The sequence below is a fragment of the Flavobacterium algoriphilum genome (assembly GCF_048158655.1).
GTDB lineage: Bacteria > Bacteroidota > Bacteroidia > Flavobacteriales > Flavobacteriaceae > Flavobacterium > Flavobacterium algoriphilum.
In genome coordinates this window covers 424,624-437,323 of the sequence record NZ_JBLNKY010000002.1, presented here as the reverse complement: position 1 = coordinate 437,323, position 12,700 = coordinate 424,624, and the positions used below count along the sequence as shown (strand labels likewise).

Annotated in this window: 15 protein-coding genes and 1 pseudogene; 9 read left to right on the top strand and 7 right to left on the bottom strand. The window is 34.3% G+C overall.

The window, feature by feature from the left end:
- Positions 1-174: 174 nt before the first annotated feature.
- From ACM55G_RS06835 to ACM55G_RS06825, 3 genes are all read right to left on the bottom strand, one after another.
- A complete protein-coding gene (locus tag ACM55G_RS06835; RefSeq protein WP_416843140.1) occupies positions 175-852 on the bottom strand; it encodes a Dph6-related ATP pyrophosphatase in 678 nt (225 codons plus the stop codon).
- A 90-nt stretch (positions 853-942) separates the two neighbouring features.
- Entirely contained in the window at positions 943-1,458 is a 516-nt protein-coding gene (cobU, locus tag ACM55G_RS06830; protein WP_416843139.1) for a bifunctional adenosylcobinamide kinase/adenosylcobinamide-phosphate guanylyltransferase, read from the bottom strand.
- A gap of 194 nt (positions 1,459-1,652) precedes the next feature.
- Positions 1,653-1,757, bottom strand: coding sequence for a DUF5522 domain-containing protein (locus ACM55G_RS06825; protein ID WP_416843205.1), 105 nt, complete (start codon positions 1,755-1,757; stop codon positions 1,653-1,655).
- A 7-nt stretch (positions 1,758-1,764) separates the two neighbouring features.
- On the opposite strand from ACM55G_RS06825, the gene ACM55G_RS06820 reads away from it, so the two are divergent.
- From ACM55G_RS06820 to ACM55G_RS06805, 4 genes are all read left to right on the top strand, one after another.
- Entirely contained in the window at positions 1,765-2,025 is a 261-nt protein-coding gene (locus tag ACM55G_RS06820; protein ID WP_416843210.1) for a hypothetical protein, read from the top strand.
- 89 nt (positions 2,026-2,114) lie between these two features.
- A complete protein-coding gene (locus ACM55G_RS06815; RefSeq protein WP_416843138.1) occupies positions 2,115-3,257 on the top strand; it encodes an ABC transporter substrate-binding protein in 1,143 nt (380 codons plus the stop codon).
- Position 3,258: 1 nt separating this feature from the next.
- Entirely contained in the window at positions 3,259-4,290 is a 1,032-nt protein-coding gene (locus tag ACM55G_RS06810) for an iron chelate uptake ABC transporter family permease subunit (protein ID WP_416843137.1), read from the top strand.
- A complete protein-coding gene (locus ACM55G_RS06805) occupies positions 4,290-5,072 on the top strand; it encodes an ABC transporter ATP-binding protein (protein WP_416843136.1) in 783 nt (260 codons plus the stop codon). The genes ACM55G_RS06810 and ACM55G_RS06805 overlap by 1 nt, the downstream gene beginning before the upstream one ends.
- Position 5,073: 1 nt before the next feature.
- Here ACM55G_RS06805 and ACM55G_RS06800 read toward each other — a convergent pair whose 3' ends face one another.
- The 3 genes from ACM55G_RS06800 to ACM55G_RS06790 form a co-directional block, all read right to left on the bottom strand.
- The gene (locus ACM55G_RS06800) at positions 5,074-6,681 is read right to left on the bottom strand and encodes a class I SAM-dependent methyltransferase (protein ID WP_416843135.1); all 1,608 of its coding nucleotides are present in this window, start codon (positions 6,679-6,681) and stop codon (positions 5,074-5,076) included.
- A gap of 114 nt (positions 6,682-6,795) precedes the next feature.
- Positions 6,796-7,251: a tRNA (cytidine(34)-2'-O)-methyltransferase gene (locus tag ACM55G_RS06795; protein WP_416843134.1), complete on the bottom strand. Its 456-nt coding sequence runs from the start codon at positions 7,249-7,251 to the stop codon at positions 6,796-6,798.
- Between the two features lie 57 nt (positions 7,252-7,308).
- On the bottom strand, positions 7,309-7,884 hold the full coding sequence (locus ACM55G_RS06790) for a pseudouridine synthase (protein WP_416843204.1): 576 nt from the start codon (positions 7,882-7,884) through the stop codon (positions 7,309-7,311).
- A gap of 167 nt (positions 7,885-8,051) precedes the next feature.
- Here ACM55G_RS06790 and ACM55G_RS06785 point away from each other — a divergent pair, with 167 nt between their 5' ends.
- The 5 genes and pseudogenes from ACM55G_RS06785 to ACM55G_RS06765 all read left to right on the top strand — a co-directional run bounded on the left by ACM55G_RS06785 (position 8,052) and on the right by ACM55G_RS06765 (position 11,764).
- Positions 8,052-8,417 (top strand): hypothetical protein, encoded by a 366-nt coding sequence (locus ACM55G_RS06785; RefSeq protein ID WP_416843133.1) that lies wholly within the window; start codon positions 8,052-8,054, stop codon positions 8,415-8,417.
- A gap of 326 nt (positions 8,418-8,743) precedes the next feature.
- Positions 8,744-10,114, top strand: a complete 1,371-nt coding sequence (locus ACM55G_RS06780; RefSeq protein ID WP_416843132.1) for a DNA recombination protein RmuC — start codon at positions 8,744-8,746, stop codon at positions 10,112-10,114.
- Positions 10,115-10,119: 5 nt separating this feature from the next.
- Positions 10,120-10,485: pseudogene (locus tag ACM55G_RS06775) on the top strand (6-phosphogluconate dehydrogenase).
- A 5-nt stretch (positions 10,486-10,490) separates the two neighbouring features.
- The gene (locus tag ACM55G_RS06770) at positions 10,491-11,039 is read left to right on the top strand and encodes an acyl-CoA thioesterase (protein WP_416843131.1); all 549 of its coding nucleotides are present in this window, start codon (positions 10,491-10,493) and stop codon (positions 11,037-11,039) included.
- 185 nt (positions 11,040-11,224) lie between these two features.
- Positions 11,225-11,764: a YceI family protein gene (locus tag ACM55G_RS06765; protein WP_416843130.1), complete on the top strand. Its 540-nt coding sequence runs from the start codon at positions 11,225-11,227 to the stop codon at positions 11,762-11,764.
- 2 nt (positions 11,765-11,766) lie between these two features.
- On the opposite strand, the gene ACM55G_RS06760 is transcribed toward ACM55G_RS06765, so the two are convergent.
- Positions 11,767-12,681: a TIGR01777 family oxidoreductase gene (locus ACM55G_RS06760; RefSeq protein ID WP_416843129.1), complete on the bottom strand. Its 915-nt coding sequence runs from the start codon at positions 12,679-12,681 to the stop codon at positions 11,767-11,769.
- Positions 12,682-12,700 lie beyond the last annotated feature (19 nt).

The following is a 12,700-nucleotide window of genomic DNA, read 5'->3' as shown; positions in this document are numbered from 1 at the left end:
GATACAGCAATCGCAATTAATTTAAACCATATAAGGAAGATAAGTCCATTTAAGTTAAGTTTCAATGTCAAAATTTTACGCTTTAGTAGGTTTACTAGACAATAACTACTTTGATCTTTTATGCCCTTATATTCCTTATATGGTTTCACTTTTTTCGTTTTCTTTTGTTGTAAATTACGTTCCAACTAATCGTATATAATTGTTTTTATGCTTCTTCCAAACAATAAAGCAATAATTTTCATAGGTAATTCTAGTGAATTCAGGCAATTCAATCGCTCCCGAAAACAACGGGCAATTAAGTACCAAAGTATGAAATTCCCCATTTTCACCACAAGGATCTATTCCTTCTTCATGTAATTCTTGAGCTAATTCTTTGGTCAAAATTTTACCCAGATAATTTTCTCCCATCATGGTATTACAAGAAACAATCATCGCTACAATTCCGTTTTTAAGCATTTGGTTAACCAAAACGATTCGGTCTTGTTGCCACAAAGGCAAAATTGCTTTTAGCGAAGCTGCGGCACATACTTTATCTTCCCAATCTTTATGCGGTTGCAAATCAATATCACCAAAAACGGCTGCTTCTAAATCATATTTGGCTTTTAGCCTTTTCAAAACTGCAACAAACTTGGCTTCATAATCACCCCAAGTTGCGGGAATTCCTTCCAGAGGCAGTCCCATTTTTTGGGCTTGCTGATTCAATATAGACAAGGGCAATCCATGAGAACGCGACACTTTCCCATTTTCATTCATCATATTGAGTAATACTTTTGGAATAAATCCTTGCCGAATTGCTTGCATCATTGCATAACAACTGTCTTTTCCACCACTCCAAGAAGTTACAAAATTCATATGTAGTTATTTATTGATTTTTAATTGAATATGTAATACGCTATGAGACAATACTTTCTTTGAATTCAATATTGTAAAATCATAGCTATTTCATTTTTTCTCTTTTATAGTTACGGGAATTCCAGAAACCATAAGCACAACGGTATCGGCCTTTTTAGCAATGTATTGATTCATCCAACCTTGAAGTTCGGTGAATTTTCTACCAATATGATTTTCAGCATGAACGCCCATTCCTATTTCGTTGGTTACAATAATTATAGTTGCATTTTCTTGATTGGCAATAGCATCAAATTCGGCTTTAGCTTGTTCTAAACACAAGGGAACAGCATTTTTAGTATCCACAAAAAAGTTCGTTAACCAAAGCGTAACGCAATCGACGATAGCTACTTTCCCCGAAAAATCAATTTCGCTCAAGTGCTTTTCTTTTTCGACATTAATCCATCGTTCGTCCCGATCTTTTTGATGGCGATCGATTCTCTTTTGGAAATCATCATCCCATTTTCTGGCTGTAGCCACATACATTGGTTGGTCCGACAATCCTTTTGCTAAATTCTCGGCATAATTACTTTTACCGGAGCGTTCGCCGCCAGTGATTAAATATATCATTCTAATTGTAAATTATTAATTGTAAATTGTAATACCTTCTTTTATGCTAATTGAACAACTTATTTCTTGACATCAACTTTCCTTGAAATACGTTTTAATATTGATATTGCATCGTTATTTATATTTTCATATTCTTTTTCAAATCAAAACTCTTAGTCTTAACAATATTATCTTTCATCATTTATAATTCATAATTATTTATACGGACAATGTCGACATCCATTGGTACAACAATGTCCTCTTTTTAGATGAAACCAAGCTTTAAAAACATAGTTCCCATTTTCTAAATAATAATCGATTTCTTCTATGAGATTCGTCGTTTTTGGTAAATCTTTGGCTTTGTTATCCGTTGCAGTTTCAGAAGATACTGTTGCAACATATTCGTCAATTTTAGCGGAGCAAGCAGTTGTAAAACAATTGGAACACAAGCAATTCAACACTTCGGAGGGAGTGAAAATGGGCGGAAAATCGTTGCACCAGCATTTACTTCCTTCTGGAGTGTACCCACAATTAAAAGGAGTTCCACAAGTAGAACAGTTTTTGACTTTAATGCTATTCATTTCGTAAAGATAGTATTTGTTGAATTTTTTACTGCTAAAAATAAACAAGAAATTTTATAAATTTGGTATACCTTTGTTGCTATCGAAAAATAAAACATGAAATTCACCTTTAAATTAATCCTTTTTGTTTTCTCTTTTTCCACTTTCGTTGGATGTAAAAAAAGCGAAAACGGGAACGTAAAAGAAAGTACAAATTCAAAAAACACGATCGAATATGCCTCGGGACTTTCTATTAATACCTACGAAGGATATTCAATAGTTACAGTTTCAAATCCTTGGCCTGAAGCCAATAAAAACTTCACGTATATATTAAAAGAAAAAAACGGCAGCATTCCTGATAGCCTACAAAAATACACCACAATTTCAGTGCCTTTAGAATCAATCGTCGTTACCTCAACGACCAACATCCCTTTTTTGGAAATGCTGGGAGTTGAAAAATCACTGGTAGGTTTCCCGCATACCGATTATGTTTCCTCTGAAAAAACCAGAAAACTAATTGACGCCCGTGCTATTAAAAACATAGGACAAAACGAAAAATTAAACATGGAGCAGCTCATTGAATTGGCGCCTAATTTAATCGTAACCTTTGGAGTTGACAACAACAATCCAATGATTGATAATTTACAAAAAAGTGGTCTTAAAGTACTCATTCAAGCGGACTGGATGGAACAAACACCGTTAGGAAAAGCAGAATGGATTAAGCTTTACGGTGCATTATTTCGCAAAGAAAAAGAAGCCAAAACGCTTTTTGATGAGATCGTTAAAAATTACAATGATGCGATACAATTGGTAGCAACCAAAAAACCAACAGCAACAGTTCTTTACGGATCTATGTACCAAGACACATGGTATATAGCAAGAGGAAACAGCTGGGTAGCCCAATTTATGAAAGATGCCAAAGCAAATTATTTGTGGGCAAATGTTGAAGGAACAGGAAGTCTTAGTTTGCCTTTTGAAAAAATATTAGAGAAAGCAAAAACAGCGCACTATTGGATTGCAACAGGTTCATTTAAAAGTAGTGCTGAATTCGAAAATAGTAATCCGCATTACAGTCAGTTTGACGCTTCAAAATCTAAAAATGTGTATACTTTTGAAAGTAAATTAGGTGCAACAGGAGGAACCATTTATTATGAATTAGCTCCAAGCCGACCGGATTTGGTATTGAAAGATTTTATCAAAATCTTTCATCCTGAATTGCTTCCAAATTATACGTTTACTTTTGCTCAAAAACTAAATTAAATTGGCAAATCAAAAACGAAATACGATACTATTTTTCTTGCTTATTTTTGGGCTTGTGCTATTGTTTTTTACAAACATTAGTTTTGGTTCTATAACAATCCCTTTTAGAGAAATTTTTACTAGTTTGACTGGTGGTCAAGCGAGCAAGTCTACTTGGGAATATATCATCATCAATTATCGGTTACCCAAGGCCATTACTGCAATACTTGTTGGAATGGGCTTATCCATAAGTGGTTTGCTGATGCAAACTTTATTTCGAAATCCATTGGCAGGACCTTATGTTTTAGGGCTGAGTTCCGGTGCCAGTTTAGGTGTCGCTTTTGTACTATTAGGCGCGGGCTTACTTCCACCTTTTTTAAGTACTATTTTGTTATCCTCGTATGGAGTGGTTTTAGCCTCAACTATAGGAAGTTCTGTTGTATTACTCGCCGTTTTGATGGTTTCCCAAAGGCTACGTGATACCATGGCCATCTTAATTGTGGGATTGATGTTTGGCAGTTTTACCAGCGCAATAGTAGGTGTTCTTACGTATTTTAGTTCCGCTGAACAATTGCAAAAATTCACGTTTTGGTCCATGGGAAACTTAGGCAATTTGTCTTGGTCTTCTATAGTAGTTCTAACCGTTTGTGTGGGGATTGGTTTGTTATTAAGTCTGTTTAGCATCAAGCCACTTAATGCATTACTATTAGGTGAAAATTACGCTCGCAGTTTAGGTTTGAATTTCAAAAAAACACGATTAATTATTATTTTTGCAACAAGTATTTTAGCAGGAAGTATCACAGCATATGCAGGTCCAATTGCCTTTATAGGACTGGCAGTTCCTCACATAGCAAAATTAGTATTTCAAACCAGTAACCATTCGGTTTTATATTGGAGTACGCTACTTTTAGGTGCTTCAATTATGCTTGTTTGTGATGTAATTTCAGAATTGCCCGGATTAGAAATCACTTTGCCAATCAATGCGGTGACTTCAATAATTGGTGCTCCTGTAGTAATTTGGTTGTTGGTTAGTAAACGAAAAATGATTGCCTAATGGAAAATAAAATCATCTTGCAAGCGTCTCAAATCAGCATTGGCTATTCTCATAAAAAAGAGAAAACCGTAGTAGCTTCGAATATTTCTATTGCTTTAAAAAAAGGAAAACTGATTGCTTTAATTGGTGCTAATGGCATAGGAAAATCAACACTTTTAAAAACAATAACGGGAATCCAGAAACCGCTTTCCGGTACTGTTTTCTTGAATGAAAGGAAAATTACTGATTACGAACCTTTGGACTTGGCCCAAAACTTAAGTATCGTTTTAACCGAAAAATTGCCTCCCAGTAATTTAACTGTTTTCGAACTCATTGCTTTAGGAAGACAACCCTACACTAATTGGATGGGAACTTTATCTGATATTGATATTGTTAAAGTTAATGAAGCCATGGCATTGACACAAATCAGTCATTTAGCCCCAAAAAAACATTATGAAATTAGTGATGGGCAATTGCAAAAAGTATTAATTGCACGCGCTTTGGCACAAGATACTCCGTTAATTATCTTGGACGAACCGACAACCCATTTGGATTTGTTACACAAGGTGGCTTTATTCAAACTCTTGAAAAAGCTTACTCATGAAACTGGAAAATGCATTTTATTTTCTACTCATGATATTGATATGGCGATACAATTAAGTGACGAAATGATTATTATGACTCCTGAAACAGTGCTTCAAGACGAGCCTTGTAATTTTATTTCAAAAGGAAGTTTCAATACCTTGTTCAAAGACGAGCATATTGTTTTTGATGCTGAAAAGGGAAAATTTTTGATTATTTAAATCATTTTCCTTTCAATAAATTTATACTCACTGTTGCCGTATTGGAATCAGGAAATCTCCTAAAGAAATTAGCATCCGGATACAATCCAGCTTCAGCTGCTATTTTGTGCAAAACGGGAATTTCGACGATGTATTGATCCGAAAAACCATGCGTAGCATCATACGCCGTAGCAGCCGTTTTCCCTAAATTTGCCGCAGTCAAATTTGGAGCAATCGTATGCAATTCAATCATTAACAATCCAAATTTTCGAACGTAAGGCGACCATTTATTCAGATGTTCCAATAGATTATCTTCAACAAGACTATTACTGATACGCTCTCCCCTATGCGCAAATGCTCCTGTAGAATGGCTTACTCTGTTTTTGGTAACGTGTTTTGGCATTTCCCAAATTCGGTTGTGATCCAAGAAGGTTCTCACATTCAGCAAATCTTTCAAATCAATGTTATAATTTTCCAATAAATCATTGGCTAACAAATCGGGTTGCCCAATATCTCCCCAAATTACTTTGGCCCAAATATCGGCTTTGATTAAATTGGCTCGGGTTACTTTCAACGCCGCCTTATTGTAATCGGCACCAACTAGGAATAAAGGATAATCATCAAGCATTTTTCCGCGAAGTGTTTGTCTTTCGATTACAGTATAAATATGTTCTATAAATGCTCCGTTGCCACAACCCATATCCAGAATTCCTTTCGGCTGATCTTCTATTGGTAAATTGAATAATTTGATGATAATGGCATCTACAACTTTAAAATAAGTATCGTGCGCACCTCCGCTTCCCCAAACATTCATTTCTCGGTCCACATGAATTTCATCTTCGCCTTCGGCCACCGTTCGAAGGATATTTGGATTACCAAAAAGCAATTCCTCCATTTTACTAAAAGTAGGTAAATAGGAAACCGTCACTCCATAAGCAGAAGCCCTTTTCGCAAAAAACAATCCTTTTTCCGTAAACTGGTAATTGCCTTTTTTTTGGATAAACCAACCTAAATCAACAAAAAAATCTAGTATGATTTTGAAATTTTTCGGAGATTTATGAAATTCTTCGGGACGAAAAGAAATCTCCATAAAATATTTATGGAACATCCCGCTCATACCCAGTCGTACTAATATTGGCCCCACCAAACAACCTTCAATGTGCGTTAGAATCTGACGTTGAATTTCATTAGTCAGCGTATCATTCAAAAATGAAATTCCATAATCAGTTGCATACAAATCAAAAATTAAACCCAATCGAACAAAAGGAATATCGTCTAATAATCGCGTGCGAAATTGCATCGTGAAATGCAGTAAATCAAGCACATCTTCATATAAATAAAACATTGGAAAAGCAATGGCGCTTTTACCGTTTATGCTAAATTTAATTTGGTCCGTGGCAGTATTGATATGATAATCCAGGAATCCCTGCGAACACAAAACACGCAAGCCCACATTAAGATAACCTTCATTGGCTTTAAAATGTTTTGTGAGTTCCGTAAGTTTGACTTCTTTTTTGTCAAGAATATAAGCCAGCACTCCTTTTTCAAACAAAATATACGCGACCGGAGCGGTAACTAAACCATCCAAATGTTTGAAAATAGTGCTTCTAAGAGTAATTTTATCAATCATAAAAAGTACGTTTTAATGGATAAAAAACACAATTCAATCAATAATGACCTACTCAAATATATGAAATTTCAACCACAATAACGCCTTACTTTTTTACAACTTCTTATTTCTAATTTACAGTTTACTAGCGATTTGTCTCTTTGCTTCGCCAATGACAAACGCGACCGAATTTGCAATGTTAAAACTTCTAATCAGCGATGACATTGGAATTGTCAAATGATTGGGAAATTCGTTTAAGACTCCTTCGCTCAAACCTTTACTTTCTTTCCCAAAAACTAACCAGTCACCATCCTGAAAATCATTCTCGAGATACGATCTTTGTGCATGGGAACTCATCAGGAAAACTCGGGACAAATCAGGAATTTGTGCTTTCCATTCGGCTACGTTTTGATATTCAGCAACATCAAGATGTACCCAATAATCCAAACCGGAACGTTTTAGGTTTTTATCATTAATAACAAATCCAAAAGGATGAATTAAGTGCAATCGGCTTTCGGTACCCACGCACAATCGGCCAATATTTCCGGTATTATTTGGGATTTCAGGTTCTACTAAAACAATGTTTAACATATTATACTTTATTAAAGATTGAAAAATTAAAGGATTGAAAAAATCAGATCAAATCCTTTAATTTTCTATTTGAAAATTTTCTACTTCCAAGACTTCTCCAGCCTGCAAATCATGGAGGTATACGTTTCCTATTCGAACACGAACCAAGCGCAATGTAGGAAAACCAACAGCGGCAGTCATTTTACGGACTTGGCGAAACTTCCCTTCGTTGACTGTAATAGAAGCCCAGGAAGTTGGACCATGACGTTCATCCCGTATTTTTTTTCCTCTAGTTCCAAAGGCCGGAATTTGATGTATTAAAGTCGCTTTACACGGTTTTGTAATGTACTTAGTGCCGTTGAAACCTATTTCAACCCCTTTTTGCAGTTGTTCAATAGCTTCCTGATGAATAACCCCATCCACTTGAACATAATATTCTTTATCAACTTTTTTACTTCTAACAATTTCGCTCATCATTCCATCCGTAGTCAACAACAATAATCCTTCGGAATCTTCGTCAAGACGGCCAATTGCCATCGTTCCTTTGGGGAAATTGTGCAGTTCCCCCAACAGTTTCTTTTTTCGTTTTAATTCGTAAATAAACTGACTCAAATAACCGTAGGGCTTATGAATGATAAAATGGGAATGAGACATTGAATTGTTTTCTATTTTTGGCAAAGATAGTTTTGTTTTAACTGTATTTAAAATAGTATGCCTAACATTTATTGGCATAAACTAAAAGCTATGTTAAATGCTTCTTTTAATCTGCTAAAATGGCGTAATTTTAAACAAATTACCCTTTTTACCTAAAATATAAAAACATGAAAAACAACGATTTAGGTTCAAAAAAAACAAACAATAAACAAAATACGAATGAAGGATTTAGCGGTGAGAACCTAGCCAAAAGTGCAAATCCTGAGGTATCACATCTGAAAGCAGAAGTGGAAACCGACAATCATGGAAATAAAAAAATTGTTCAAAGAGCGCGTAATATAGACGGAACCTTGGAACAGAATGAGGACAATACTCCTAAAAATTTAAGTTCAGATACCGCAAATGTATCTGAAGAACAAGCTAAAAAAATGGTAGAAAACAAAGATCATAACTCGGATATAATTCCAAACCGCTATCCTAATGAACATCCCGATAATAAGGAAGACAGAGGAAATATAAAACTGGATCAATAAGAATTCATTTAATTTTTTAATAAGCCAATAAGTACATCTTTTCTTATTGGCTTATTAATTTCAGAAAACTAAAGCAAGTGATTTTCATTAGATTTCACTGTTTTAATTTTCCCAGAACCGGTCAAAAACAATACAATACAAACTAAAGTGCAATATGAAATTAATAAGAACTTGGTTGCATCCAAGAGCTTTACAGTAACAAACGGATAAGGATAAAAGAGCGTTTTTAACCAATCGATTTACCAAAATGGTTTAAGTTCAAAGATCCATCATAGCAATTGTGGCATCTTTTTATTACTTTTACTTTTCAGAAAAAAAATACTTTTATGTCAAATATGCTTACGTTCTTACTGCTTTTTATTATTGCTCTCGCTATTGGTGTTTTCATTGGAAAACTCATTTTTTCCGCTCGATTTCAGTCGGAGAAAATTAGTTTAGAGGAAAAACTGATTGCTTCATCTTCACAATTCAATCAACTAAAAGAACAAATTGTTATTGACAAAATAGCCTTTGAAAAGCAATTAGAGAATGCCAATGCTGAGAAAGAAAGCATTCGAAACGAAAAAGACAGTCTGGCCATTCAGCTTTCTAAAAAAGAAGTTGATTTTGAGAATCTTTGGGAACGCAACAAAGAACAAAAAGAGGAGGTCGAGAAATTACAAGAAAAATTCACTAAAGAATTTGAGAATCTCGCTAACAAAATATTAGAAGAAAAATCCAATAAATTTACGGAGCAGAACAAGGAAAACATGAAAAATATCCTGTCACCTTTACAGGATAAAATTCAATTATTTGAAAAGAAAGTCGAAGACACCCATAAAGAAAGTATTGATTATCATGCAGCTTTACGCCAACAAATTATAGGCTTACGGGAAATGAATATCCAAATGAGCAAGGAAACTATCAACCTGACTAAAGCTTTGAAAGGCGACAGTAAAATGCAGGGAAATTGGGGCGAATTGGTTTTGGAACGCGTTCTTGAAAAATCAGGATTAGAGAAAGGCCGTGAATATGAAGTTCAACAAGCCTTCACTACTGAAGATGGAAATCGCGTTTTTCCTGACGTTGTGATTAATCTGCCTGACGGGAAAAAGATGATTGTCGATTCTAAAGTTTCTTTAACTGCTTATGAAAAATATATCAATGAGGAAGATGACGATGTAAAAATTGGTTTTTTAAAAGAACACGTCAATTCCATCAAACGCCATGTTGAGCAATTAGGAAATAAAAACTACCACGATTTGTATCAAATAGAAAGCCCTGATTTTGTTTTGTTGTTTATCCCTATTGAACCCGCTTTTGCTATGGCGTTGAATGAGGATACAAGTTTGTACAATAAAGCATTTGAGAAAAACATTGTTATAGTTACCCCTGCCACTTTATTAGCTACTTTGCGAACTATTGACAGCATGTGGACCAACCAAAAGCAACAGGAAAACGCTTTGGAAATTGCGCGGCAAGCAGGTGCTTTGTATGATAAATTTGAAGGTTTTGTAGCTGATTTAATCAAAATTGGAAAGAAGATAGACGAAAGTAAAATTGAATACAGTGGCGCCATGAATAAACTGGTGGAGGGAAAAGGAAACCTAATTGTAAGTGTAGAGAAATTGAAAAAGATGGGAGCTAAGGCGAAAAAAGCACTTCCTGAAAGCATATTGAACAGAGCGGAAAAAGACGAAAATCCATTATTAAATTAAATAAAATGAAGCGAATTTTAGGAATTATTTTAGGAATCGGTACGCTAGTTATGATTTGTTATTTTGCATTTCTCTATTACGTCCCATACAGTGAAGGGATTCGTTCCGGCGAACTCATAAAATTGAGTCATAAAGGAATGGCTCTAAAAACATGGGAAGGTGAATTAAGCCAGGGAATTTCTGGAGCTCAAATTTTTAGTTTTTCTGTTTTGGACAGCGATAAAAAAGTGATTGAAGATTTGAAAGGACTTCAAGGAAATTAAGTAAAATTAACTTATATAGAAAGATACAGAACATTTGCTTGGTGGGGAGAAACGAGATATTTTGTTTCATCCGTTCAAAAAGAAACGTCACCTTTCAATCAAAAATAATTTTCATGAATACTACTTTTAAAACTGTCTCTTCGTCAAATATCAGTATTTCAGAATTGATGTTGCCATCCCATACTAATTTTAGCGGTAAGATTCATGGTGGTTATATTTTATCTTTACTGGATCAAATTGCATTTGCTTGTGCTTCAAAATTTTCAGGGAATTATTGCGTTACAGCATCTGTTGATACCGTAAATTTCCTAAAACCAATTGAAGTAGGCGAACTGGTTACGATGAAAGCCTGTGTGAATTATGTGGGCAATAGTTCTATGATTATAGGCATTCGCGTGGAAGCCGAAAATATTCAAACAGGTAAAATAAAACATTGCAATTCTTCCTATTTTACAATGGTTGCCAAAGATAAGGAAGGGAAGAGTATGCTTGTTCCTGGTTTAATCTTATCCAATCTTAATGAAGTGCGCCGTTTTTACAATTGCATCAAACAAATAGCGTTAAAAAAGGAAAAAGACCTACATGAAGAAGAGTTTAACTATAGTTCTCCTGAGTCGCTGGCAAGCCTGAAAAAATACAATGTACAACTAGAGCTACAGTAATCCTTCCCAACTGATTTTTGAACTAAAACCAATCGGTTTAAGATATAAAAAATCAAAAAATAATTCAATTTAAAATTTATAAAAACAGCTAAAATAAGTTTTTATTAATGCGATTATTTATCATTAATCGTAAACTTATTTCCTTGAAATTTCGTAACTTTAAGTAGTTTAATTCATAAATGATCATGAAAAAAATTACGCTCCTTTTGCTGTTTTTCATAGTTAATACTGCTGTTGCACAAGAAAAAATGACTACTGATAAAGGAATTATCTATTTTGAGGCATCAGTTCCATTCTTTGAAGAAGTAAAAGCAATCAATAAAAATACAGCCTGTATTTTGATTACTAAAACTGGAGAGATAACCTGTTTTGCGATCATCAAAAATTTTCAATTTGAACGAAGTTTGATGGAGGAACATTTTAATAAAAATTACATGCAGAGTCATCGATTTCCTAAAGCTATATTCAAAGGCAGAATTGAGAAATTTGATTTGAAAAATATTGACTCAAATGCGACTGAATATCAAATCACAGGAAAAATTACCATGCATGGAAAATCAAAAAAAATCATTGTATTGGGTACAATCAAAAAGGGAGTACAAGGAATCGAATTAAATACTAATTTCCCATTAAATACCGATGATTTTGAAATCGAAATTCCTTCTATCGTACGAAGTAAAATATCCAAAAACGTGAACACTCAGCTTTATTGCGTTTTACAATAAAGCTATTTAGCTAAACAATGCTTAAGAGCTTCCTCCAAGTTTTTGTATTTAAATTGAAATCCTAATTTTTCCAGTTTTTCGGATGACACTCTTCTTCCATATAACACAATTTTAGACATCTCACCCAATACAAATTTTAATACAAATTCGGGGACATTGGGCAACCAAATAGAATAACCTAAAACTCGCGCCAATGTTTTAGAAAAAATTATATTGTTGGTATTGTCCGTTACGGCTGCATTATAAGGTCCATTCATTTTTTCATTTACAATAGCCTCAAGATATATATTACACAAATCATCGACATGTATCCACGGCATATATTGCTTACCTGATCCTAATCCTGAACCCAATCGATACCTAAATATAGGAATCAGTTTCTTTAAAAAACCATCATTTTTTCCTAAAACTAATCCCGTTCGGATTTTTACAGTACGAATATGTAAGTTTTCAATAAAATCTATCCCGTTTTCCCATTTTTGACACGTAGAACCAAGAAAGTCATGGGCTAAAGGTGTTTCTTCAGTACAGATTTCTTCTCCGTTCACAGCTCCATAAATTCCAACTGCCGAAGCCGAAATAAAGGCATCCAGTTTTTTATTGTTTTTCTTTAAAACAGAATAAATCAATTGTGTTGACTTTTCTCTACTTTCAATAATCGCTAATTTACGTTTAGCAGTCCATCTTTTTTCAGCGATGTTTTCACCCGCTAAATGGATTACGTAATCCGCATTAAGTACTCCCGCTTCATCAATCGTTTGATTGGAAACATCCCATTTAAAATAAGAAATATCGGATGTATTTTTTTTCTCACTTCTACTCAATATAGAAACTGAGAATCCTTTCTCAATTAACAAATCAGTTAAGTGTTTACCGATAAATCCTGAACCTCCGCTTATTAATATATTTTTTTTCATAACAAAACAAATCTAGTCA

Coding starts and splice junctions, on each gene's coding strand:
- ACM55G_RS06835 (WP_416843140.1), bottom strand. CDS start 852: ATGAATTTTGTAACTTCTTGGAGTGGTGGAAAAGACAGTTGTTATGCA.
- cobU (WP_416843139.1), bottom strand. CDS start 1,458: ATGATATATTTAATCACTGGCGGCGAACGCTCCGGTAAAAGTAATTAT.
- ACM55G_RS06820 (WP_416843210.1), top strand. CDS start 1,765: ATGAGATTCGTCGTTTTTGGTAAATCTTTGGCTTTGTTATCCGTTGCA.
- ACM55G_RS06815 (WP_416843138.1), top strand. CDS start 2,115: ATGAAATTCACCTTTAAATTAATCCTTTTTGTTTTCTCTTTTTCCACT.
- ACM55G_RS06805 (WP_416843136.1), top strand. CDS start 4,290: ATGGAAAATAAAATCATCTTGCAAGCGTCTCAAATCAGCATTGGCTAT.
- ACM55G_RS06800 (WP_416843135.1), bottom strand. CDS start 6,681: ATGATTGATAAAATTACTCTTAGAAGCACTATTTTCAAACATTTGGAT.
- ACM55G_RS06795 (WP_416843134.1), bottom strand. CDS start 7,251: ATGTTAAACATTGTTTTAGTAGAACCTGAAATCCCAAATAATACCGGA.
- ACM55G_RS06790 (WP_416843204.1), bottom strand. CDS start 7,884: ATGTCTCATTCCCATTTTATCATTCATAAGCCCTACGGTTATTTGAGT.
- ACM55G_RS06785 (WP_416843133.1), top strand. CDS start 8,052: ATGAAAAACAACGATTTAGGTTCAAAAAAAACAAACAATAAACAAAAT.
- ACM55G_RS06780 (WP_416843132.1), top strand. CDS start 8,744: ATGTCAAATATGCTTACGTTCTTACTGCTTTTTATTATTGCTCTCGCT.
- ACM55G_RS06770 (WP_416843131.1), top strand. CDS start 10,491: ATGAATACTACTTTTAAAACTGTCTCTTCGTCAAATATCAGTATTTCA.
- ACM55G_RS06765 (WP_416843130.1), top strand. CDS start 11,225: ATGAAAAAAATTACGCTCCTTTTGCTGTTTTTCATAGTTAATACTGCT.
- ACM55G_RS06760 (WP_416843129.1), bottom strand. CDS start 12,681: ATGAAAAAAAATATATTAATAAGCGGAGGTTCAGGATTTATCGGTAAA.